This is a genomic window from Saprospira grandis, from assembly GCF_027594745.1.
GTDB lineage: Bacteria > Bacteroidota > Bacteroidia > Chitinophagales > Saprospiraceae > Saprospira > Saprospira grandis.
The window spans coordinates 3,850,551-3,874,785 of sequence record NZ_CP110854.1 but is presented as its reverse complement, the minus strand read 5'-3'; the positions used below and the strand labels follow the sequence as shown (position 1 = coordinate 3,874,785).

Here is a 24,235-nt window from a genome sequence, read left to right as displayed (position 1 = left end):
CATTTTGGACCAGCAGAATATTCGCCTACAGGCTTGGGCGGTCCTCTTGGGGGCTTTGCTTCTAGCCGCCAAGTTTATCGCCTACTTTTATACCAACTCGAGTAGTATCTTGACCGATGCCTTGGAGAGTATTATCAATGTGGTGGCGGGGGCGCTAGGGCTGTACAGCCTCATTCTAGCCGCCCGCCCCAAAGATGAAAACCATCCTTATGGGCATGGAAAAATAGAGTTTATTTCTGCTGGTGCCGAGGGCAGCCTCATTGTTTTTGCGGGCCTATTGATTATTGGCCAAGCGGGCTACCGCCTTTTTGCTGGAGACTATGAGCTACACCCTATTGACTTGGGGCTATACATTACGGCTTTTGCTGGGGCGGTTAACTATTTTTTGGGCCATCTGGCCGAAAAACAAGGCAAAAAAACGCATTCTCTTGCGCTGATTGCTAGCGGGCAGCACCTAAAATCAGATGCTTATTCTACTTTGGGGCTTATTTTGGGCCTACTGCTCATTCTCATCTTGCAATATCAGGCTGCCGATAGCTTTTGGATTCGATTCACCGATAATATAGTGGCGATTCTATTTGGGGGGCTCATTGCCTATACGGGCTATCATATTATCCGAAAATCTTTGGCGGGTATTATGGATGAACTAGATTATGAGCTGGTCCATAAAATTGTACAAGATTTACAAGATAACCGAAAAGAAAACTGGATTGATGTGCACAACCTGCGCATCATTAAGTATGGGAGCGACCTGCATATCGACTGTCACCTCTCGGTGCCTTGGTACTTTGATATCCGAGAAGGGCATGATGAAGTAGAAGCATTAGAACAACTCTTGCGCGAAAAATTATCTTCGCCTGTAGAGCTTTTTGTACATTTAGATGCCTGCCGCCCTAGCTCTTGCCCCCTTTGTAGCAAAAAAGACTGTCCCAAACGAAGGTCCAAATTTGAAGGGCAGTTAGCTTGGACCGCAGACAATATTTTGCTCAATAAAATGCACGGCCGCTAGTCCGCCCCCCTAAGCAGGCGAAGCCTGCAACGGCTGAGGGATGGAAGGGGGTGGCCGAAGGCCAGACCCAGCTTTTGAGCGCAGCGAAAAAGCGCAGGGCCGAGCGAGCAGCGAGCCCCCGAACAGCCCGACCCGACCAAAGGGAGGGACAGCCCCAAAAAAACAGATATATATATACAATAAGTTAAGGCTTCATTTTTAGAACAATTGGGCATTATGTATCTTGGGAGTCCCCACCCTATAAATTTAGCCCAAAATGTTTAGAATCCTAATCTTGAGCCTCTTCTGCTGCTTTGCCCTTAAGTTGTCTTGGGCACAACCGGTTCCTACAGCTAGCCTAGCTACTGTAGATAGCTTTTCTTTGCTGCAGATTGATCGCCTTTTTGAGCATTTAGAAGAAAATTGGTCCTCTTTATCGGCAGAAAAGCAAGAGAGTTTGCTTCAAGAAGCCGCTCTATATCTAGAAAGAGGACTTTTGTCTCCTCAGAGCCATGCGCAAAAATATAGCTGGATCCAGCAGTACAAACGGATTCGGGACCGAGCTATGTTTAAGCAGCAAGCCTTGGCCCAGCTATCGGATAGTTTGCGGCAGTATTCTTTAGCTGATTTGCAGGCCAATTTGCCAGCTAATACAGCTTGCCTAGAGTATTTCTGGGGCAATTTTATGGTTTATGTTTTTTATGTGGACCAAGAAACCGCGCAGTTTCTTCGCTTGGGCTTAGCTTCTGATCAATTGGAGGAAGAGCTAGCGCAATTTAGGCAACAATTAAGCGACCCCAAACAACTAAAACTAGGCGAGCCAGAGCTAGTTGGTCCTTTTGTCCAACAATCTTCGGCTTTGTACGAGCGGCTTTTGGCTCCCTTAAGCAGCTTGCTGCCTAGTTACAAAAAGCTACTGATTATTCCTGATGGCCCCTTATTACAGCTTCCTTTTGAGGTGCTGCTCAATCGGCCAGCGGGCAAAAAACGCTTTGGCGATCTGCCCTATTTGATAAAAGATAAAGCCATTTTTTATCACTATAGCAGTAGTCTTTTTTTAGAACAACAGAAGGACCGCCCCAAAAAAGGCGGCCAAATGCTGGCTATTGCAGGCTCTTACACAGAAGGGCAAGGCCAAAAACTAGAAAGTTTGCCCAAAACACGCCTAGAAATTGGGCGACTCGCTCGGCAGTTTGAGGGCCGTTTTTTACTGGATAGCCTAGCCAGCGAAGCTAATTTTAAGGCCAATATTAAACGTTATGCCGTGATTCATTTGGCTATGCACGGAATTCAGGATAGAGCGGAGCCGCTGCGGTCTGGGCTCGCTTTTTCTAATCTGCCTCAAAAGGAGGAAGACAATCTGCTGATGGCCAATGAAATTATGAATTTGCCCATTTCTGCCGATTTGGTGGTCCTTTCTGCCTGCGAAACAGCCGTGGGCCGCTTCCAACAAGGAAATGCAACGGCCTCTTTGGCTAGGGCCTTTATGTATGCTGGCACTCCTGCGGCTCTTGTTAGTCTTTGGCAGGTAAATGACGAGAGCACGGCTATCCTTATGGAGGATTATTACCGACAAATTGCGGCCGGGGCAGATAAAAGCAGTGCCTTGCAAAGGGCCAAATTAAAATACCTTTCGGCCAATAAAAATAGCATAGCTGCCCACCCCATTTTTTGGGCCGCTTTTGTCCAAATTGGTATTGATCAACCACTCTATTTAGCCGAAAAAACCATGGGAAATGCCCTGCTTTTTTTGGCCAGTATTTTTGCTGGGGGCATTGGCTTGCTCCTAATTTTATCGGTGATCTTTCGCTGGCGACGACATGCTGATGCAGAAGGAGTTTACCGAAAATAACTAGCTTTTGGGGCCCGCGGCCGGCTAGCCTTCGGCTAGGTCGGCCGCCGCTATGCTGCGCGGCTCGCAGGTCTGCTCGGCCCTTCACAAAACTTCGCTAACGCTCGTTTTACTCGGTCTGGCCTTCGGCCACCGCTGCGCAGCGCTGGGCCAGCTGGACCAAAAAAGGAGGAGCGATTTCTCGCTCCTCCCTGCTTGACAACTATTGTCCTCTTGCTATAACTAATACACTAAACCAAGGGTTCTTTTGCAGCCGTCCAGGCCTTAATTCCACCACTAAAGTTTTTAATATTCTTAAAGCCCATTTGGACCAAAATACTGTAACCAATAGCGGCACGATCTCCGCCCTGACAATGTAGAATAATGGCTTCATTGCGGTCTACATCTTTGGCTAGTTCATAAAGTTTGCCCAAAAAGAAATGTTCTGCGCCTTCAATATGGCCCTCTTTGTATTCTTTGGCTGAGCGAATATCAAAAATGCGATATTCTCCTTTTAGCGCTTTTACTTCTGCTAGCTCAATAATATCGGGTTGATGCAAGGCTTGCGGATAAACAGCAGTAGAAGCAACAAATCCCTTAAAGTTATCTAAGCCGATGCGCATAAGTTTTCGGCGGAGCTCATCGATTTGGTCCTCGGCGGCCAAAAGCATAAAGTCCTTATCATAATCCAGGAACCAGCCGGCCCAAGTAGAAAAGGCATTATTATGCTGAATATTTAGCGTGCCAGGAATAAAGCCCTCTTTTTCGACCTGCGTTCTGGGGCGAGCATCAATTAGAGGGATGCCCGCTTGCATAGCGGTGGCTACGGTCTGCCAATCGAGTTCTTGAGCGGGGGCCAGCTTGGTTAATAGAGGGCGTTCTACTCTATTGAGCAACTTCATTTTAGCAAAATACTTTGGCGGCTCGGGTTGGTCCTCTAGCAGATAATCGGTAAATGCTTTATCGTCATCGGCTAATTGGCAGGCCCAGTTACGGATTTTCTCATAGCCTACGGTACTGCTAGGTACGGCACCAAGGGCCTTACCACAGGCAGAGCCGGCACCATGTCCGGGCCAAAGCTGAATAAAATCGGGCAATTCTTTGAATCGGCGGACAGAAGCCAGCATTTGCTTGGCCCCTTCATCTTGGGTACCTTTGATCCCTGCGGCTTTTTCCAACAAATCGGGTCGTCCGATATCGCCAACAAAGACAAAATCTCCAGTAAAGAGCATAACGGGTTCTTCCGTTGCGGGCGTATCGGTGAGTAAGAAGCTGATACTTTCTGGGGTATGGCCAGGCGTATGCCAAACCTCAAACTTGAGGTTCCCCAACCAAAATTCGTCTCCATCTTTTAAGCCTTCATGCGGAAACTCATATTCCCAGCCCTCGCCACCTTCAGCGGAGAGATACATTTTGGCTCCAGTTAGTTCGGCCAATTCTCGGCTACCGGCCAAAAAGTCTGCATGAATATGTGTTTCTAGGATATGCGTAATCGTAAAGCCCTCTTGCTTGGCAATATCTAGATAAGTATCTACATCCCGTTTAGGATCGATTACGGCGGCCACGCCTGCTTTTTGACAAGCGATCATATAGCTAGCTTGAGCTAGACTTTTATCATAAATGTGCTTAAAAAACATAGTTCGGAATATTGGGAGGATCGGCTCCTCTGGTTTGGGAAAAAATAATTGGAGTGACAAATTTGGTCTGCTGCGTTTTGCAGGCCCGAAGGGCCGCAGGCTGAGCTGCCCGGCGGGTGGCCCGAAGGGCCAGACCAAGCCAGCTTGCTGGCGATGGGCCGAGCAGAGAGCGAGCCCAGAGGGGAGCGACCCAGCCGAAGGCTGGGGCAGCCCCTAAAAAATAATCTCTTAGAGAGACTTCTTAGCGAGGTAGAAATCTACTTTTTCGCAAGAAGTATCGGCGATGCGAGCGTCCATTTCGGCCAAAGTTTTGGGTGGAGGAACGATCACCTTATCGCCTTTGCGCCAGTCTAGAGGCATAGCCACCTTATGTTCGTCAGAAACCTGTAGGGCTTCTAGTGCGCGGAGAATTTCGTCCATATTGCGGCCCACATTGAGTGGGTAATACATAACGAGGCGAATTTTTTTGCTCGGATCGATGAAGAAAACGGCGCGTACGGCAGCGGTTTCGCTTTCATTGGGCTGAAGCATACCGTAGAGCTTAGAGACCTTCATGTCGATATCGGCGATGATGGGGAAATTGAGGTAAACGCCAGTGTTGTTGCGTACATTATTTACCCAAGCGAGGTGAGCGTGAAGGCTATCGATGCTTAGGCCAACGAGCTCAGTATTTAGAGCTTTAAACTCGTCTTGGCGGATAGCGAAGCCACTCATTTCGGTGGTACAAACGGGTGTAAAATCGGCGGGGTGAGAAAAGAGAACGATCCATTTGCCCTCTGCATACTCAGAGAATTTCATGGGGCCGGTAGTCGTTTGTGCTACAAAATCGGGTGCTTGGTCGCCGATGCGAGGCATAGGGTTGAAGTTTACTTCAGTGGGATTTTCCATAATTGGTATTTTTATTTAAAAACTTGTATAAATTAAATTTGTTCTGGGAACAAAAAATAAGAACTAAATCTGGACAAGAAGAAAATCTATTAGCTATAATAAATAATTAACGAATTATCCTTTAGTTTTCCGTCCTTGTTGATACAAAGATAAGGCAAGATAGCTATAACTAAAAATGATAAAACTTATAGGCCGTATAATAAAAACTAATAACTATCTTTTGGCCTATGGCTTTCCGTCCTTGTTGATACAAAGATAGGGCAAGATAGCTATAACTAAAAATGATAAAAACTATAGGGCATATAACAAAAACTAATAGTATGAAATTACAGCAGCTACGATACATTCTTGCCGTAGATCGGCACAAGCAATTTAGCAAGGCGGCGGAAGAATTGGATTTGAGTCAGGCCACTTTGAGCAGCATGATTGGGAAATTAGAGAAGGAATTGGGAGTGATGATATTTGACCGCAAGACGCAGCCTTTGGTCACGACAGATTGCGGCAAAGAGTTGATTATGGCAGCTCGGCGTATTTTATCGGAGACCGATAATTTTTATGATTTGGCCCGAAATGTTAAGCAAAAAGTGGCGGGACAGCTACGTTTGGGGATTATTCCGACCATTAGCAGTAGTTTGCTGCCTATTTTTCTGCGGCCTTTTTTGCTCAAATATCCAGAGGTAGAGTTAGAGATTATCGAGGCCCCCACGGCTAGTTTGACCGAGGCCCTCAAGCGGGGCGAATTAGATTTGGCCATTTTGAGTACGCCATTGAAGGATAGCAGCATAGAGGATTGGGTGCTCTATTATGAATTGCTTTTGGTTTATGGCAGTGCGGAGGAGCAGATTAAGCGCTATACAACTCCAGATATTTTGTTGGAGCGGCCGCTTTGGCTATTGGAAGAGGGCAATTGTTTGCGGGAGCAGATGTTGGATCTTTGTCATTTGCGGCAAAAGGCTAGTCCTTGGCCCAACTTAAAACTGGGGGCCAACTCTTTTGATTGTTTATTGCCTTTGGTGGACCAAATGGGGGGGCTCACCTTGGTTCCGGAGCTTTATCTCCAGCAACTTTCTGAAGAGCGGCAGCAGCGTTTGGCTTATTTTGAGCGGCCCGTTCCTGTTCGGGAAATTAGTTTGGCTTTTTATCGGCCCTATGCAAAATTGCGTTTGATGGAAGTTTTGCATAAGGAGATCAAGGAGTTGGTAAAGCCCCTGCTCAAGAGCCAGCAGTATAAGAATAATGAAATGCGTATTACTATGCCTGAGTAATTGCAACTTTAGGATTCAACTCATAAAAAATAAAGAAGATGAAACAACTCTTATTCCTCTGTTTACTGCTGAGCGCTCCCCTTTTTGGGCAATCCTACAGCCTATTCGAAACGCCAAATCAGCATGATTATCTAATCGAATTAGAGTGGGGAGAACAAGTCTGGATCAAAGAACAACCCCAAGGTAAAAGGCAGCTATTTCATCTAAATGGGCAGCCTGTTTTCAAGCAAACATTTGATCAAATTTGGCCTAGTAACTTCAAAGGATATCTAGAGCTGCAAGATGGGGATAAGTTTTATATTGGTAGTTTGGAGGGCGAACTTTGGCCCTTGGCTCGTACGATAGACGAACTAGGGCCTGAGATTAAAGCACTTGATTTTTCTGCAAAAAGCTTAGGTCCTGTTGATTATAGAGAGATTTCATTCCTTTTAGGTTTACCCAGCCAACTACTAGAGCAAGAACAAATTGAATTGCTAAATATTTCCATAAAAAATAGTCGACTTCATCGAGAAATTGGACAGCTAAAGAACTTGCGGATTCTCAGTTTAACTTACGGAAGGCTTCAACAACTGCATAAAGCTCTTGGGCAATTGACTAAGTTAGAAGAATTATGCCTTAGCTTCAATATGTTTCATAACATCCCTGAAGAATTGGCTTTAGCGCCCAAACTACATACGCTCTATCTAGATTTTTTGCGCATAGACAGTTTGCCTGATGACCTTTCTGTTTTGGCCAATATTAAACGCCTGAGTTTGGCGAGGCGTAGCTGCACTAAACTTGCCCCCTTGGCCCAACTCAAGCAGCTCAAAGCTCTAAATTTAGAATATACTAATCCGTATAAATACCGTCAAATTGAGCATCATCCCAAAGCCTTTGAAGCTTTGGCCCAACTTAGCGAGTTAGAATATCTAAATTTAGGCGCTAGTATCGAGGACAGCATCAGCCTAGATTTTTTAATCCCCCTTGAACAGCTGCGCTATCTCAACCTCTCCTCAATCAAGAGCAAAAAAATACTTGCCGATTCCCTTTGGCCCCAACTAGAACAGCTCGTTTTGGATGATACAGATTTGCAATGGGACAATCAAGTCTGGAAAAAACTATTTTATTTTAGCGCCAACGCCTCTTACGAAGCTCAAGCTTTTAGAACAAGAAGTCTAGAGGTATTTCCTAAAAGCTTGCTTATTTTAAAACTAGGCAATCGCATTTTTTCTTCTTCAGATGCCCAAGCCCTAAGCCAATTTAAAGACCTAGAATACCTCGATTTAGAGCAGAGCCAAATAGAGGCCTTGCCCGAAGACTTTGGCCAACTCAGCGAACTGTGCCAGTTAAATCTAGAGCAATGTCAGCTCAAACGTCTGCCGAGCTCTTTTGGCCAACTGCAAATGCTATCTGGCCTACAGCTTTCCAAAAACCAACTGAAAGAGCTGCCAGCCAACTTTTACGAACTCCGAAAGTTGCAATATCTCAATCTCGAAGGGAATCAGTTGAGCAGCTTGGCTCCTGAAATTGGCCAACTTCAAAAACTAAAACTACTGATCCTGGCCCATAATCAACTCAAAAAGTTACCCAGTACAATAAGCAGTTGTAAGAAAATTAAATACCTAAATATTCAGGATAATTTAGTTCGTCAAATTCAGTTTAATCTTGAAAAAATGAAGCAGTTGACCCTCCTCAACCTAAGCGACAACCTACTTCAAGAGTTACCCTCATCTATATTTCAAGCAAAAAAACTACAGTTTTTAACGCTTAGCAACAATAAAGATCTACAGCAACTGAGCCCCAAAATTGGCCAACTTCAAACGCTAGAAGTACTGCAGTTAGAGCACTGTAGCATCCAAAAACTGCCCAAAAACATAGAACAGCTAAAACAGTTAAAAGAGCTGCATCTAGACAATAATCAACTTCAAGAGCTGCCCAAAACAATTGGACAACTAGCCCAACTACAAGAACTATATTTGAGTAATAATCAACTCCAAGAACTACCCATAACTATTGGGCAGCTAACACAACTACAAAAATTGCATTTAAATAACAATCAGCTCCAAAGTTTGCCCGAAAACATTGGCCAACTAAAGGCCTTAAAGACGTTGACGCTCAACAATAACCAGCTTAAAAGTCTACCCAAAAGTATCGTTCAATTAACCTTGTTAACGGATCTTGATCTCCGTAACAATAAAGACTTCAAGGCTTTTCCAAAAGGGTTTGAGCAACTGCAACCCAAGCTGCAGTTACTACCTCTATTCGGGACTGGACTAAGCAAAGAGGAAAAATTAAGCTGGGAGAAAAAATGGAGATACCAACGGTCCAACCTTTATTGATAAGACTATTTTGGGGCCTCCGCTGCGGCCTGCGGCCTTGCGGCGCTACGTTTCGCAGCTCGCTGCTCGCTCGGCCCTTCGCCGCTTTCAGCGGCTCGGTCTGGCCTGCGGCCACTGCTCCACATCGCTAGGCCAAAAAAAACTGGCCTGCGGCCAGCGGGCAAAACCAAACTAACCGCCTGAACGCAAAAAGGGCGCTTGTCTGTGAACAGACAAGCGCCCTTTTCTTTGGACCAAATAGCTGCTTAGCAGCTATATTCTGAGTAGTCGCCCAAGCTCAAAGCTTGTGCTTGGCCCTTGTATTTTACATGTGCGCCTAGCATCGTATCTCTCAAAACAGCATCTTCTACCTGAGAGTTTTCTTGAATCAAGCTATTTTGGACAATAGAATTGCGGATAAGGCTGCCCTTGCCAATAGAAGCATGTGGACCGACTACCGCATTTTCCAAAACTACGCCCTCCCCAATAAAGCAAGGCGGAATCACTACGCTATTCGATTGCTGCAAGTCGCTAGCAATTTGGGCCGCATCCTCCTTAATCTCTAATACCCGCTGATTAGCATGAACCACAGCTTTTTTGTTGCCACAATCCAACCACTCATCAATACGGCTAGTAGAGAACTTGAGGCCCTTCGTTTTCATATTTTCCAAGGCATTAGTCAATTGGTACTCGCCTCGGTCCATAATATTATTATCAACTAGATACTGGAGTTCCTTCTCTAAGTTTTCGGCACTTTGGAAATAGTAAATACCTACAATGGCCAAATCAGAAACGAAAGTGCTGGGCTTCTCGACAAAGTCGGTTACATAACCAGATTGGTCCAATTTTACTACGCCATAAGCAGAGGGGTCGGCTACTTTTTTGACCCAAATCAGGCCATCTTCTTCCATATTGAGTTTAAAATTCGATTGGAAGAGCGTATCGGCAAAAGCGACAATAACTGGACCTTGCAAACTTTCTTTGGCACAGAGAATAGCGTGAGCGGTGCCCAACTTTTCTGTTTGCTGATAAATGCTTCCCTTAGCGCCAAGGCTTTGGGCTAGGGCTTTGAGGTCCTCTTCTACCTGCTCGCCAAAATCGCCAATAATGAAAGCAATTTCGTCAATGGGTTCTGGGCAAGCTTTGGCCAAATCTTCTACCAAGCGGGCCACAATAGGCTTTCCGGCTACAGCAACCAAAGGTTTAGGGACAGTAATTGAGTGGGGACGCAGGCGGGTTCCTCTTCCCGCCATGGGTATAATGAGTTTCATTTTTGCTTAATTTATTTCCTAGAATAGATCAATTGAAGATGATGAAAGGGCGTTATATTGGGCCAGCGGCCGGAGCCGAACGGCCAAAAGCCCGCTATATGGTTGAGCTGGCCCAGCGATGCGCAGCAGTGCCGCGCAGCGGCAGACCGAGGCCGCAGGCCGAAGGGCCGAGCAGGCTTGCGAGCTGCGGAGCGTAGCGGCGGGCGCAGCCCGCGGGCCCCAAAAAAACATAAAAATTTTCGGCCTAATATAGTAAGTTTTTCAGGGAACTAAAAAGTATTTATTGAACGCCTGTGCTACCAAAACCGCCTGTACCTCTTTCGCTTTGGTCTAGACTTTCTACGGCCTGCCAGCTAATTTTTTGGTAGGCGGCCACCACCAACTGGGCAATGCGTTCGCCGGGGGCAATTTCAATTTCGTCCTTGGATAAATTGACGAGGATCACGCCAATTTCTCCACGATAATCGCTATCAATAGTGCCGGGAGCATTGGGAACAGAAAGGCCTTTTTTGAGGGCCAAACCAGAGCGGGGACGCACTTGCGCCTCATAGCCTTGGGGCAATTCTATAAACAAGCCCGTAGGCACTACAGTCCGCTCTAGGCTGCCTAGGCGGATGGGCGTTTCGATATTGGCTCGGAGGTCCATGCCTGCGCTTCCCAAGGTTTTGTAGCTAGGCAAAGGAAAATTTGAGCGATTGATAATTTTTACTTGCATAAGTTAGGCAGATTTGGGTCGGAAGATAGACAACAGCCAGCGCCGATCCTTTAAGAAGACGAGGCCCAAGAACAAAAGGCAGCAAAGGGCCGAAAAAATGTATTGGATGGGGCCGCTGGGCAACAGATAGGCCTGAAGTCCCCAAAATAGACAAACGCTGCCGAGGGCTGCAAAGATATAAAAAAAGATGCTTTGCAGGGGATAGGGAATTGGGTAGTGCTTTTGGCCCAAAAAATAGGCCGTCATGCTCATGGCAAAATAGCAGGCCAAAGTGGCCCAAGCCGAGGCCCAATAGCCCAAAACGGGAATGAGCAAAAAGTTGAGTGTGAGTGTAATCCCCGCCCCCAAAACGGCAATATAGGCGCCATATTGCGTACGGTCAGAGAGTTTGAACCAGATAGCAAAATTGTAATAGAGGCCCAAAAAGAGATTGGCCATAAGCAGGATGGGCACCACCCCAATCCCCGCTCTAAAATCTTGGCCCAAAAAGTACTGAATGAGGTCCATAAAACAGACCAAGCCCACAAAGGCCAGCGCGCCCACCAAAGTAAACAAGCGGGCCACCTGAGCATAAATGGCTTTATCTTGCTTGGCTGCGGCCTGCCTAAAAAAGAAAGGCTCGGCGGCATAATTAAAGGCTTGGGTAAAGAGATTCATAAAAACGGCCAGCTTATAGGCGGCAGAATAGACCCCCATTTGGGCCAAGCGCTCCTCTATGGTCCCTGGCAACAAAACCTTAAGCAAACTTCGGTCGGCCAATTCGTTAATCATGCTAGCAAAGCCCGCAAGAATGAGCGGCAGCGCATAGCGCATCATCTTTTGCCAAAGTTGGGGATCAAAATAAGGCTGTCCCTTGGGCTTTTGCAGCAAAAAGCGATACTGTGGCAAAAGGAAAAGGAAGCAAATGAAATTGGCCAATAAATTGGCCACAAACAAATAGCCAATCCCCAAATTGGGGTCAAACCAATAGGCGGAGCCCAAGCTGCCCGACTGGACCAAAGTTGGTCCTAATTCTAAAAAGAAGAGTAAAGCCCCCAAATAAATCAATAAATTTAAGATTTTCAGGGCCGCAAAGGGTATTGCCTTTCCCGCCAGACGCAAACGGGCAAAAGGCAGGGCCATCAGGGCATCAAAACCAATAATACCCAGCATAAGGTAAACATAATGCGTAAATTCTGGATAAGCCAGCCATCTGGCCAAACTTGGCCCCAAAAGTGCCAAGCTGCCCAAAACAATGCCCGTATGAAAAAGGACTGAAAAGGCCGCTGTTCGAAACACTTGATTTCGATCTTCGGCCTTGGCCCCAAAACGAAAAAGGGCTGTCTCCATCCGATGCGTAAGCAGGACCAAAAGAAAAGCCGCCCAAACATAAAGGTCCGTTTGTATGGCAAAATCAACCCGCTCAAACTTGTAGGTTAGATAAGGGGTAAGGATGACAAAGGACAAAAGGCGGCTCAGGATGCTACTCAGGCCATAGATTACTGTTTGGCCCGCTAATTTTTTTAGTACACTCAATTTGCTATGATTTGAGGGCCAAAGATAAAGAAGTTGTTGGAGATCTGTAGTTCTTTTTGGGCAAACAAAAAGGCGGAGCTGCAAAAGCCACTCCGCCCCTAGTAGAAAAAGAAAGCCTTTATTGATTAGCCTCTTTTTCCATTAGCTGCTTGAGAATATTGGTTTTTTGATCTTTGGTCTGCATCACATACTCGATATCGCTACCTTTAGCGCTAATACTAGCACTCTTTAGCAGTTCTGTATCATTTTGGCTACTTCCAAATGGATTGCGTTGAGCATTCATAAAGTTTGCATACTGTTGAAAATCGCTGAAGTCAACAGCCATCCAGCCTTCACTAAGCTTTTTAAATTTAGCAGACTCTAGTTGGTCGCCACTAGCCAAACCTTTTTCTACTTGCTCTAATAGGGCAGTACTATTGGAGAAAATGGCAAAATTATCTTTGAGCAAAAGCGTGCCTGCCTCAGGCATATTCTCTGAGTAGATGCGGTTGTCTTTTTTAGTCAAAGGCAAACCATTCTTTTTGGCCAGTTGCATTAGTTTATCAATAATAGCCTGATCCTTAAGCTCTACAATAGTTAGAGAAGGAAGCTCACGGAAGTTGCTGCCTTTATTTTCATAAGAAGCCACCACAATGTTTCCAGTCAATCCGCCCAGAATCTCCTTAGTATTTAGGCCCATTTTGGCCATTTGCATATCGGCCATAGCGCTCAATCCACGGCCCTCTAAATAGTTGTATAGTTCCTCTGTATCCAAAGAAAGAGCAACTGCACCAATGTAATCTGTTTTGGGAATAAACTGACGGAAATCCTTGCTCACTCCTTTGGCAAAAAGTTTCCCAAACTCTTTTTCTAGCTTTTCATTGAAGTTCCCCTTGGCGTTCATGACCATTTTACCATTTTCAAAGTTCATGCTCATGCCAATGTTGTTATCATCTAGTTTTTTGCTATCTAGGCCGACAAAAGCCAGGCCCATTACAGCCTGTTGATTACTAGGGTCTTTTTTGGCCATATCATAAAGGCCAGTACTATTTACCCAAAGGTTGATATCATTGCCTTTGCTCAACAAGCTTTTGAGGTCGGCATTATTGGCCATAGATTTTTCGGGTTTTTTTCCAAAAAAGTTAGCTAGGCGAGTAGACAAATCGCCTTCCCCCCAACAAACCACTAGAAAAGCCCCATCAAAACCGACAGCAACATCTTTGTCGCCTTTAGATTTTGTTGAATTGAGGATGGTATAGCCCTCTTTTTTTTCTGTAGATAGTGTTTTGCTTGCCGCCACAAATTCTTCAAATTTCTTTGCATTAGCAATAGGCAGCATCACGGTCCCCATAGGGTCTTCTCCATCTAGAGAAAGGTAGCCATAAGCACTTTTCTTAACATCCAAACCCTTAGAAGCTGGGTCCTGAATCAACTCTTTGAGAATTTGAGCATCTTCCTCCTTAGATTCAGCCTTAGCCTTTTCAATCGAAGCCAAAAGCTGATCTGGCCCAGCCTTGTCTAAAAGCTGTTTCCAGTTTACAGAAAATACAGCATTTTCTGAGGCCGGAATTCGGCTCAGGCTGTCTTGGTCCACTTTGCCGCCTCCGCAAGAAATAACAAAAAAGCCAAGGGCAAAGGCCAAAACAAATAAAGATAGTGGTTGTTTCATAATGATTAGTATTGAGGTTTAAAAGTTCTGCTCGAACTTCTACAAATAAGATACAGGGGAACCCCCTTTTGCCCCTCAAAGATAAGGAAGTTGACGGATATCTTCCCTCATTTTATAGCAAACAAAAAAGGCGGGCTGCTAAATGCAGCCCACCTTCAGGGTTAGTTGACTTGATTTATCAACTGTTCTAAAGCATTTGTTTTTTTATCTTTTGCCAAAAGCAAAAGCTCCATTTGGCGGCCTTGGGCCGAAAAGCTAATGCGCTCAATAGCCTTAGATAAGGCCGAACTATTATTGGCTTTAAATATATCCATATAGGGCTTGACGTTTACAATGTCTAGCGCAAAGGCTCCCTGAGTCAATTTTTCATACTGCTTTTTAGGCAAGAGCTCGCTTTTTGACAGCCCCTCGTTAATAGCTGTGCCCAAAAAGAAATAGTTGGTAATGATGAGGTAGTTATCATGCTGAATTAGCATAACATCCAGAAACCAAGAATACTGAGCCTTGATAAAGTGCTGATCTCGCTCGACCGAAAAGTTGTTCGTAGCCAGTTGGTCCACCAACTTATCTAAATGCGCCTTATCCTTAAACTCTATAATGAGTAGAGAGCTCGGAAGCTTGTCTACAAAGGCTTCCTCAATCTCATAAGAAAGCCAGGCGACATTCCCCGTCATGGCCTCCAATAAGTTGGCTCCACTAATACTGGTTCCCGCTAAAAATTCATCAATAAGAGGACGAAGCTCTCTTGCGGCTAAATACTCACTCAGTTGCTCACTGTCCGTAGAAAGGGCAATGCCCCCAGCATAATCCTTGGCGGGAATAAAATTCCGAAAACCTTCGCCAATGCCCTCATTAAATACTGGCCCAAAAAGCTGCTCTAGCTTTTCACTGTAGTCGCCTCCTAGCTGAGCCGCTAGTTGGCCTTGGTCAAAGTTTAGACTGATGCCCAAACTGTTGTCTGCAAATTCCTCAGAAGTCACTCCCAAAAGCCCTAAAATCATGAGGTCCTCTTGCATGCTTGGACTATCTTGCCAGCTCTCATAAACGCCCTTACTGCTCAACCAAACCTTAACATCATCGCCTTTAGAGAAGAGTTTTTTCAAACTCGCATTATCGGCCATGCTGTTGGCTGGCTTTTGCTCAAAAAACTGCTTTAGATGTGCATTCAACTTAGACAAAGCCCCCCAAGAAAGCACAAGATGGTCCTCGTCAAAGCCTACTGCATAATTTAGCGGCTCACTGCTCTCCAATAAATGGTAACCCTCCTTTTTCTTTAGCGAAAAACGATCGCTACCTTCAATATAGGCTTTCAATTTCTCGACCTTGGCCAAGGGAATTATCAAAGTCCAAAGCTGCTGCCCCTCAGGCAAAGAAATATAGCCGTAAGCAGTCTGCCCCTTGGCAAAACCAATGCGCTCTGGCTTCGTTCTTAGCGTTTTTATAAACTCCTCTGTTTTGCTCTTCCCTTTGCCCGCTTTCATCAAAAAGTCCTCATCTAGCTTGCTCATCAAGGCCTGCCAGTTTAGAGAAAAAACGACTTTCTCCGAGGCCGAAATACGCGCCAAGCTGTCCTGCTGAAGTTTTCGACCACCACAAGAAATAACAAAGATTCCAAGGGTAAATGCCAAAAAAATTAACGATAATTGCTGTTTCATTATAAATAATATTGAGGTGTAAAGAGATAGCTAGCATACCTCTTTAGATAAAAAATAATGGGGCTTACGTATTCCCCACTTATGTAACTGTTACAAACATATAGAAAATGAATCTTAGATGCCACCTTTTCGTCTACTTAATTGCTTTTTTTTGTATAACAGCCTGTTCTAACCCTCAAAATACAGCGGGAGAAAATAGCACAGAAGCTAGCAGCAATCAGCCTCAGAGCGCAAAAGAGGGCTGCTACCACAGCATTGAAAAAAATTGGGAAGAAAGATTGAATATTGCCGTTTCCGATGACCGCATCTCGGGTTCTGGCTACCGCATCAACCAACAATTCAATGACCGTTTCCAAGTCGATATCCAAGGCAAAAAGATGAAGGATGGAAATTATGATGTAGAGGTTATTTGCCAATCTAAACGCCGAACCAATGAAAAGGAAACCCAATATGAAACTTGGTCCTTCCAAGGCAATAGCCTCAAAATTATTAACCGAAATACCAAGGATTTTATCGGCGACCTCAGCCTGCAAAAGGTAAATTGTGGGGCCAATAGCGCCAAAGATCCTGAATTATACGATGAGTTTTTGGGCTACAATGAAGGCTATGCCGTGGTGGCCAAAGACGGTAAATATGGCCTAGTCAATAAGGAGGGCCAACTCACTATTCCCTGCGCCTATATGGCCCTGGGCGCCGTTTCTGAAGGCACAATTATGTACTATGATGAACAAAAAGGACGTCACGGCATTCTCGATGTCAATGGCAATATCCTCATCGAACCCATTTATGATGTGATCACGCCCGTGGGCCAAGGCCTGCTCGGCTTTGTCTATGAGGGCAAATGGGGCTTTCTCAATACAAAGGGAGAGATCGTTATCGCACCTAAGTTCTTCAATGTCAACTTTTTCCAACCCAATCCGCTCGAGCTCCCCTTCAATGAAGGCCTAGCCAATGTGGCGATCGAGGACGCAAAATGGGGCTATATCAACCCCAAAGGAGAGGTCGTCATCCCTTACCAATTTATGTTTGCTGGCCCCTTCAGAGGCGGCAAGGCTAAGGTGATGCGCCAAGGCGAAAACAAATGGATTTACATTGATAAGTCTGGACAATGTGTAGAAAATTGTAACTAGACTTTTTATTTTTTGGGGCCCGCGGCCGGCTAGGCTCCGCCTAGCTCGGCCGCCGCTATGCTGCGCCGCTCGCTCTCTGCTCGGCCCTGCGTCGCTTCGCTCCTGGGTCTGGCGCTTCGCGCCACGGCTGCGCAGCGCTGGGCCAAGCCCGCCCCTAGCCCACTCTTTCTGCCTAATCTGTTAATCACTCATTTGCTCAGTTATGCCCATAGAACTCATTCGCAAAAAGCAATTGCTCGGCCATAAAGGAGCCATTTATTCTCTTTTATTGGCCCCCGATAAACAAAGCGTTTTCTCCGCCGCTGGCGATGGCTATCTGGTCCAATGGCCCCTCTCTCCCCTAGGCGATGGCCAAGTTTTGGCCCAACTAGATGCGCCCATCTTTTCTATGGCCCTGCTACAAGAAAATCGTATCCTTTTAGGCGACCAACATGGAGATATTCATCTTATCGACTATCCCAATAAACAGTTGCTCCAACAAAGAAGAGGACATGATAAGGGCGTCTTTGCCTTGCTCCCTTGGTCCAACTCTTCTTTTCTTAGCGCTGGGGCAGATGGCCAACTCTCTCGCTGGTCTATCCCTAAGTTTCGGCCAGAGGCTAGCTGGAAACTCAGCCATAAAAGTATAAGGGCACTCTCCCTGATAAGAGATCAATCTACTTTGGTGGCCGCAGGTAGCCAAGGCCACCTCTTTTTTCTCGATGCCCAAGATTTTAGCCTCCAAAAGGAAATTCCCCAAGCCCATCAGTCCTCTATTTTTTGTCTGGCCCAAACGCCCAATTATCTGCTCTCTGCTGGCCGAGATGCCTTTTTTAGAGTCTGGACCAAAAAGGAAAAAGAAGAAATTCCCAGCCAAGCCGCTCACCTATTTACGGTAAATGACCTCGCTATTTCGCCCAATAGCCGCTACCTGGCTAGCGCCAGCCGAGACAAAACCCTCAAAATATGGTCTCTGCCCGATTTTAGACTGCTCAAGGTGATCGATGCCCCCCGTGGTGGCCATATCAATTCGGTTAATGCCCTGCTTTGGGCCAATGATCATCTCCTGCTCTCTGCCTCCGATGATCGCAGCATTATTGTTTGGGAGTTGCTAGAAATTGCCGCGGATTAAAAGCGGCAAAGCCGCCATGGCGGAAGGCCAAACGGCCACAACAAGGACTTTAGTCCGCAGTTCGACGACCGAAGGGAGTAACCGATGTGGCAGGCTGGCCGAAGGCCAAACGGCCTAGCGATGTGCAGCAGTGCGGCGCAGCCGCAGACCAAGCAAAAAACTTGTTTTTTTGCGCAGGGCCGAGCGAATAGCGAGCTGCGAAACGTAGCGCCGACGAGCGAAGCGAGGCGGAGGCCCCACAAAAAAAGCAGCGAGCTGCGACAACAAGGACTTTAGTCCGCAGTTCGACGACCGAAGGGAGTAAACGTAGCGCCGCAGCTTTGCTGCGGAGGCCCCAAAAAACAATAAAAAAAGGGACCAACTAGAGCAGTTTCTAGTTCGTCCCTTTCTTCTGGGGTTATTCCCTTAACTAGCGCATTTCAATATGCACCACCACCTGAGCATGGTCAGACTGCCAATTGGGAATGCGCTCCTCCGAGATCGTTTCATCCAATAAATGGTCGTTAAAGGTGCGGACCATGGTCACTCGGCCGATGTGATTGGGGTTCTCTCGGACCAGCTCCTGGCTCACCATAATATGGTCTAAAGCCTCATGATGCCCATTGTGCAAATGCGTATAATAGGTATCGGTATAAGAATTTCGGGCCTGAATATCTTTGGCATGATAAAGCAAAACATCCCAGATTTTGCGCTTCTTGTGCATGGGCAGGTAGCGGAAAGGGGCCTCGCCAGAAATAATTCGGGTGGTCACAGACGTATGCGTATCGTTGAGGTCGCCAATCACCACCACCGGCGAATCTCGGTTTTCCAAAACCTCCATCAAAACCGTGCGTACAGCTGCCGATTCTGCCGCCCGCAAGAGCAAGGCGCGGGCTTGGCCTTTGGCCTGCGCCAAGGGATCGTCTCGGTCCTCGCCGTCTTCTAGCATGGGGCGTTTCGACTTAAGGTGGGCCACTACCACATGAAAATCTTGGCCATCAGCATATTCAATCTGGCATTTGAGCAAAGGGCGAGAAAACTCCTTGAAAGGAATCAACAAACCGTCTACCTCCAACTGCTCGGGAAACTCCCGGATCACTTCATAATCCTTAATTGGGTAGCGGCTAGCAATAGCCACGGCGGGAGAACCGCCCTTGCGATCACTCATCACAATATGATAATCTCGGTAATAGGGATTCGAGCGGATGACCGTTTTCAGGGCCTCCTCCGAGAACACCTCCTGAAAGCCAATAATATCGGCCTTCATGCTATTGAGCTGGTGGCTAATCCAAGCCTGCTTTTTCTCAAACTCTTCATAGGTATAGCTACGGTTATAATAGGGCTGCTCGGGCAACTGTAGATTGAGCAGATTAAAACTGCCGATTTTTAGTTCTTTACTCATGGCGATATTTTGAGGGGCAAATTAGGCCCATTTATAAACATATAAGCGGTAACTAAGGTAAGCAAAAATTGGCAATAAAGGCAAGGGATAAGCCTGCCAAGCAATTAACCAATTGAGCAAAGCCAAAAGGTAGCTCAGTAGCAAAAGGCCGTGAAGGAGGGCAAAAAATTTATTCGTCTTCACTTTTTTCAGGCCAAAAAGCAAGGGCAAATAGAGCGGCGAGAGCCACAAAATATTGAGATTCCATTGGGTGGCCGCATGATCGGTGCCCCACCACATAAAGCAGAGAAAAGCCCCCGCCAAACCCACTACTGTTAGCAATAAACGGTCGGCAACATAGGCATAATTGGGAAAAACAAAGGCGATGGCAAAAAACAAAGCCGCCAAAAGCGTAAAAAGCAAAAATGGATAATGGTCCTTGATGCTTTCTTGATGCGCTGCTGGCCAAGGCAACAACTCTTTTTTCTCGCCCAAAAATGGGCCCGCTGGCGTTTGACTATGGCTCAGATGTTGGGCCAGATAATCGGGCAAAAACATTTGTTCGCTCACCGAAGGGCGCTTGTCGGCGCCTCGGCCCAAAATGACCTTAATGCCCAAATCTAGCCAAGGAGAAGGAGCCGTATACTCCGCCAAATAGCTTCGGAAAGAGCGGCTGCTATCGGCCTGAGGCAAGATAAAATCTTCGGCATAAAGGAGCTGGCCCAAATCGCGGATTTGCGTAGCGCAATTATCGTAAAAAAAGTCGTACATATAATAGCGGTCCGGAGAATTGAAGCGCGCTTCTAGGGCATCAAATAAGGCCTGCTTTTTTTCTGCCGAAAGTAAAATTTCTTGCTCATAAACGCCCCTTTTCTCATAAACATAGGTTTGCATGAAGGGACCAAAAGGGGCCCGACTCAGGGCATACTCCAATTTCCCCTGAATGAATTTTAGACCAAAATTAGGCGTATCAAAATCAAAGGTCCCATAATTATAGACCAGCTCGATGCCATTAGCAGGATCACTCAAATGCAAGGCCGAATGCCCAAAACAGTTGTAGAGCTCCGTTCCAGGCGAACAGGTCAGCAAGCTAAATTTGGCTGATTCGGAAAGGGGGCGAGCCGCAAAACTCAGGCTCGAAAACAGGCAGAAAAAAAGAAGCGAAAAAAATATGCGCATAAGAAATCTTATTTATTTGGGGAGAAAATCTTGGCCAATGCTCCAACCGCCCGTCCAAGCCGCCTGAAAATTAAACCCACCCGTAATCGCATCAATATTGAGCAATTCGCCAGCTATATAAAGGCCCTTAAAGGCTTTGGTCTCAAAGGTTTTAAAATTCATTTGGTCCAAATCAACACCTCCAGCAGTAACAAACTCATCTTTGAAAGTCGATTTGCCCGCTACTTTTATTTCGCAGGCCGTCAGCTCTTCTTCTAGGGCCAATAATTCTTTTTTCGACAAATTGGCCCAGCTTTTATCTTCCTTAATCCCTGCCGCATAGAGCAAGCGCCGCCAAAGGCGGTTGGGAATTTCGCTAAAGGGACTCGTTTTGCTCAGTTGTTTTTTGGCCCAATCCTTTTTGAGCAATTGCAATTCTTCGGCTAGGGTTTGGCGCTCCCAACCCAACCAATTTACCCGCAAACTAAAGCGGTAATCTAGATCAAACAACTTTCTTGCGCCCCAGGCCGATAGGCGAAGAATACCAGGACCACTCAAGCCCCAATGGGTAATCAAAAGCGGACCGCGAGCCTTCAAATTCTTTTGGCCCAATACCTCTACTTCGGCTTGAGGGACCGATAGGCCCGGCAAGCCCTTGAAGCGAAAATCTTTGGAATTAAAAGTAAACAGAGAAGGCACCGCCGGAACGATATTCAACCCCATTTCGGCCAAAACTGCCCAAATTGGAGCACTACTGCCCGCAGCCAAAACCAATTTATCGGCCTTGTACTCGGCCCCAGCTTTGGTCGCTAAAAAATATCCGCCTTCTTCCAAAGGCTTAATTTGGCTTACTCGCTGCTGCAAATGCAATTGCACCCCAGCCGCCTCAGCCGCCTGCATCAGGCAATCTACAATAGATTGCGAGCTATTAGATTGGGGAAAAACCCGACCATCCTTTTCAATTTTTAGCGGCACGCCCCGCTTTTCAAACCAATCCATCGTATCGCCACAAGCAAAGCGATGAAAAGGCCCCAGCAAGGCTTTTTCGCCTCTAGGATAATGCTTCACCAGCTCCTTGGGCGTCCAGCAAGCATGCGTCAAATTGCAACGCCCGCCCCCAGAAATCTTTACTTTTTGCAAAAAACGCTGCCCCGCCTCCAAAATATGCACCTCCGCCTCTGGGCAGTTTTCTGCAATCTGTATGGCCGAAAAAAAACCAGCAGCCCCGCCGCCAACTATATATACTTTCATTTTGTCATTTTGGCCAAAAATACAAGCTTCCCAAAGATTGCCCTAAGATTAAGGCTTTTTTTACGGTTTTTTTGGGGCCTCCCGCAGCAAAGCTGCGGGCGCTACGTTCCGCAGCTCGCTGTTCGCTCGGCCCTGCGCAAAAATTCGCTTTGCTCATTTTGCTTGGTCTGGCCCTTTGGGCCACTGCTGCACATCGCTAGGCCATAAAAACTGGCCTTCGGCCAGCGGGCAGCTCGCTTCGCTCGCTCAAGAGTCGATAAAAAGCGGCAGTTCTGCGAGCGAATTGGCCCATTCCTATTTTTAATGCTTTCTTAAGTCCAACTAGATGTCAGTACATTTGTTTTCTAACTACTAACTTAGTTTTTTTGTGAACTCATTAAAAGGCCAAAGGCTTATTTCGTCATTACGAACTCATTAAACGTGAAAGTATATTTAACTGCAGCGCTTGTATTTATAAGTGCTTTGGGCCTAGAGGCTCAGCAAGTCTTAAGTCTAGAAGATGCCATTCAAAAAGCGCTAGAGCAAAGTTATACGGCCAAAATTGCCGCCACTAACCAAAAAATTGCGGCCGTGCAGAACCATTGGGGCGAGGCGGGCCGCTATCCGCAAATTACGGCTAGCCTAAGCAATGCCAATAGCTACAGTAATGTACAAAACCCCACCTCCTTTCTCAATGGGGCCCAGTTGCTGGGAACGGGCGGAACTGCAGCGGTAGATTTGCAGTGGGCCCTTTATCAGGGCGGCCGCATTCGGCTAACAAAAGACCGTTTGGGCCTACAAGAAGAATTGGCCAAATCAGAGGCCAACCGTAGCTTGGAGAATATCAGCCAGCAGGTGGCCAAGGCCTATTTCAATGCGCAAATTCAACAAGAGCGCCTAAAGTCGCAGCAAGAACTCTTGGCCCTTTCTCAAGATAAGATTAGCTATATTGAAGCCCGTAGAGAATATGGCCAAGCCACAGAATTTGACCTCCTCCAAATTCGAGATGCCTACCTCAACGACTCTATTCAATGGATGCTCCAACGCACTACTTTTGAAAATGCCCAGCAAAACCTAGCCCTGGCTATGGGCCAAGATTGGGCCTCGGCCAAGGAGATTGTCCTGCCCACAGAATTGAGCTATGAACTCCCTAGCTACACCTTTGACTCCCTCTTAGAAGTGGCCCTCCAAAGTAACCGAGAAATTGCCAGCGAACGCATTCGCCAGCAAACTTCAGCCATTGATATTTCTATTCAGGAGGCAGCCCTTTTGCCCACGGTAAGTTTGGGCGCCAATATTAGCGAACAACTCAACCTAACGCAAATCAATGGTAAGCAACCCCAAATTGCTGACGATTGGCAGGGAGGAACGACCCTATCTGGCGGCCTCAATATTAACCTCAGCTATAATATATATAATGGCGGCAAGCAAAGAAGAGCTATAGAATTGGCCAAACTTCGACAAGAAATTAGCCGCTTGAGCATTCTTCAGTTGGAACAGCAGCTGGGCCAAAACCTAAAAACGGTCCTGGCCCTCTATGAAAATCAACGACAGACCTATAGCCTCAGCCAAACACTGCTAAAAAACGCTAGCCGAAATCTGGAAATCGCTAGCGAAAGATTCAAGGCCAATACGCTCAACTTTTTTGATTATCGGACCATCCAAATCAATTATATTAGAGCCTACAATAATGTGCAAAATGCCTTCTTGAGCGCCAAACAAACAGAATTTGACCTGCTCTTGCTTTCAGGGCAACTCTTACGCTAAATCAGGCTTTAGGGCAAACAACAAGGGCGAGCCGCAAATTTGCGGCTCGCCCTCTCTTTTATCGTCCAAAAACTGTTAAAAAGACTTAAAATCTGACCCTAATTTATCTAGACAGTTGATTTTTAATTAAACCCAAAATAAGGCCTTAAAAACAAAATAAAAATTTTGAAAATAGATTTAAATAAAAAACTTTCAACAAAATGCCTAATTTCTATTTTTAGTCGAAAGTTGAGAAATCGGGTTTAGAATTGTAGAATTTTTATAATACCTTTGTACTGTCAGCAGTAAAAAAGCTGGACAATCACCAAAAATCAAGTCAAATTCTAATCCTATGAACGATCTATTTAAAAAGGCCATGCAAGCGGGTCTTGGTTTGGCCGTTGTCACCACCGAAAAGGTCAAAGACATTGTTGATGACCTTGTAGAAAAAGGCAAACAATACCAAGAAGAGCAAGAAGTTATGGACCAAGAAGCTCCTGCAGCTCCCCAAGAAGGGGAAAGCGAAGCTGTAGAGGGAGAAGCTGTTGCCGATGAGGCTCAGCCTGGCCAAGCTCATAACCGCCTAGAAGAACTAGAGGGCCGTTTGCGCAAACTAGTAGAAAATGCCATTGAGCGCTTCAACTTCATCAAAGGCGATGAGCATGAGCGCATCGAAAAGCGCATTGAGCGCCTAGAAGAGCGCCTAAGCGAACTAGTAAAAGCCAATACCGAATTGGCTGAGGAATGCGAGAGCAGCGAGCGTGTATAACAACAGCTGCATCACCAAAAA

18 protein-coding genes are annotated in these 24,235 nt (G+C 46.1%); 8 read left to right on the top strand and 10 right to left on the bottom strand.

The window, feature by feature from the left end; all coding sequences use genetic code 11:
* Positions 1 to 4 precede the first annotated feature (4 nt).
* Both OP864_RS15290 and OP864_RS15285 read left to right on the top strand, forming a co-directional pair.
* Positions 5 to 1,009, top strand: a complete 1,005-nt coding sequence (locus OP864_RS15290) for a cation diffusion facilitator family transporter (RefSeq protein ID WP_270099017.1) — start codon at positions 5 to 7, stop codon at positions 1,007 to 1,009.
* A 256-nt stretch (positions 1,010 to 1,265) separates the two neighbouring features.
* A complete protein-coding gene (locus OP864_RS15285) occupies positions 1,266 to 2,840 on the top strand; it encodes a CHAT domain-containing protein (RefSeq protein WP_270099016.1) in 1,575 nt (524 codons plus the stop codon).
* Positions 2,841 to 3,070: 230 nt separating this feature from the next.
* Here OP864_RS15285 and OP864_RS15280 read toward each other — a convergent pair whose 3' ends face one another.
* Entirely contained in the window at positions 3,071 to 4,456 is a 1,386-nt protein-coding gene (locus OP864_RS15280) for an MBL fold metallo-hydrolase (RefSeq protein WP_270099015.1), read from the bottom strand.
* A gap of 228 nt (positions 4,457 to 4,684) precedes the next feature.
* On the bottom strand, positions 4,685 to 5,344 hold the full coding sequence (locus OP864_RS15275; protein ID WP_015694145.1) for a peroxiredoxin: 660 nt from the start codon (positions 5,342 to 5,344) through the stop codon (positions 4,685 to 4,687).
* 320 nt (positions 5,345 to 5,664) lie between these two features.
* On the opposite strand from OP864_RS15275, the gene OP864_RS15270 reads away from it, so the two are divergent.
* On the top strand, positions 5,665 to 6,609 hold the full coding sequence (locus OP864_RS15270) for a LysR substrate-binding domain-containing protein (RefSeq protein ID WP_270099014.1): 945 nt from the start codon (positions 5,665 to 5,667) through the stop codon (positions 6,607 to 6,609).
* A gap of 38 nt (positions 6,610 to 6,647) precedes the next feature.
* The gene (locus OP864_RS15265; RefSeq protein WP_270099013.1) at positions 6,648 to 8,927 is read left to right on the top strand and encodes a leucine-rich repeat domain-containing protein; all 2,280 of its coding nucleotides are present in this window, start codon (positions 6,648 to 6,650) and stop codon (positions 8,925 to 8,927) included.
* 245 nt (positions 8,928 to 9,172) lie between these two features.
* On the opposite strand, the gene OP864_RS15260 is transcribed toward OP864_RS15265, so the two are convergent.
* From OP864_RS15260 to OP864_RS15240, 5 genes are all read right to left on the bottom strand, one after another.
* Positions 9,173 to 10,177 carry a sugar phosphate nucleotidyltransferase gene (locus OP864_RS15260; protein ID WP_270099012.1) on the bottom strand — a complete coding sequence of 335 codons (1,005 nt, stop codon included), beginning with the start codon at positions 10,175 to 10,177 and terminating at the stop codon, positions 9,173 to 9,175.
* A 280-nt stretch (positions 10,178 to 10,457) separates the two neighbouring features.
* Positions 10,458 to 10,892 carry a dUTP diphosphatase gene (dut, locus tag OP864_RS15255; RefSeq protein WP_270099011.1) on the bottom strand — a complete coding sequence of 145 codons (435 nt, stop codon included), beginning with the start codon at positions 10,890 to 10,892 and terminating at the stop codon, positions 10,458 to 10,460.
* 3 nt (positions 10,893 to 10,895) lie between these two features.
* On the bottom strand, positions 10,896 to 12,407 hold the full coding sequence (locus OP864_RS15250) for a lipopolysaccharide biosynthesis protein (protein WP_270099010.1): 1,512 nt from the start codon (positions 12,405 to 12,407) through the stop codon (positions 10,896 to 10,898).
* A 118-nt stretch (positions 12,408 to 12,525) separates the two neighbouring features.
* Positions 12,526 to 14,055: a DUF4836 family protein gene (locus tag OP864_RS15245; RefSeq protein ID WP_270099009.1), complete on the bottom strand. Its 1,530-nt coding sequence runs from the start codon at positions 14,053 to 14,055 to the stop codon at positions 12,526 to 12,528.
* A 161-nt stretch (positions 14,056 to 14,216) separates the two neighbouring features.
* Entirely contained in the window at positions 14,217 to 15,710 is a 1,494-nt protein-coding gene (locus tag OP864_RS15240) for a DUF4836 family protein (RefSeq protein ID WP_270099008.1), read from the bottom strand.
* Between the two features lie 107 nt (positions 15,711 to 15,817).
* Between OP864_RS15240 and OP864_RS15235 the strand changes: the two genes are divergently transcribed.
* Positions 15,818 to 16,840, top strand: a complete 1,023-nt coding sequence (locus tag OP864_RS15235; protein WP_270099007.1) for a WG repeat-containing protein — start codon at positions 15,818 to 15,820, stop codon at positions 16,838 to 16,840.
* Between the two features lie 202 nt (positions 16,841 to 17,042).
* Positions 17,043 to 17,951: a WD40 repeat domain-containing protein gene (locus OP864_RS15230; protein WP_270099006.1), complete on the top strand. Its 909-nt coding sequence runs from the start codon at positions 17,043 to 17,045 to the stop codon at positions 17,949 to 17,951.
* A 409-nt stretch (positions 17,952 to 18,360) separates the two neighbouring features.
* On the opposite strand, the gene OP864_RS15225 is transcribed toward OP864_RS15230, so the two are convergent.
* The 3 genes from OP864_RS15225 to OP864_RS15215 are packed head-to-tail and all read right to left on the bottom strand — an operon-like array spanning position 18,361 to position 21,720.
* Positions 18,361 to 19,332 carry an endonuclease/exonuclease/phosphatase family protein gene (locus OP864_RS15225; protein WP_270099005.1) on the bottom strand — a complete coding sequence of 324 codons (972 nt, stop codon included), beginning with the start codon at positions 19,330 to 19,332 and terminating at the stop codon, positions 18,361 to 18,363.
* 21 nt (positions 19,333 to 19,353) lie between these two features.
* On the bottom strand, positions 19,354 to 20,490 hold the full coding sequence (locus OP864_RS15220) for a lipoprotein N-acyltransferase Lnb domain-containing protein (RefSeq protein ID WP_270099004.1): 1,137 nt from the start codon (positions 20,488 to 20,490) through the stop codon (positions 19,354 to 19,356).
* A gap of 12 nt (positions 20,491 to 20,502) precedes the next feature.
* Positions 20,503 to 21,720, bottom strand: coding sequence for a BaiN/RdsA family NAD(P)/FAD-dependent oxidoreductase (locus tag OP864_RS15215; protein WP_270099003.1), 1,218 nt, complete (start codon positions 21,718 to 21,720; stop codon positions 20,503 to 20,505).
* Positions 21,721 to 22,140: 420 nt separating this feature from the next.
* Between OP864_RS15215 and OP864_RS15210 the strand changes: the two genes are divergently transcribed.
* Together OP864_RS15210 and OP864_RS15205 are read left to right on the top strand one after the other, a co-directional pair.
* The gene (locus OP864_RS15210) at positions 22,141 to 23,466 is read left to right on the top strand and encodes a TolC family protein (RefSeq protein ID WP_270099002.1); all 1,326 of its coding nucleotides are present in this window, start codon (positions 22,141 to 22,143) and stop codon (positions 23,464 to 23,466) included.
* A gap of 331 nt (positions 23,467 to 23,797) precedes the next feature.
* Entirely contained in the window at positions 23,798 to 24,214 is a 417-nt protein-coding gene (locus OP864_RS15205; protein ID WP_270099001.1) for a phasin family protein, read from the top strand.
* Positions 24,215 to 24,235: the final 21 nt, after the last annotated feature.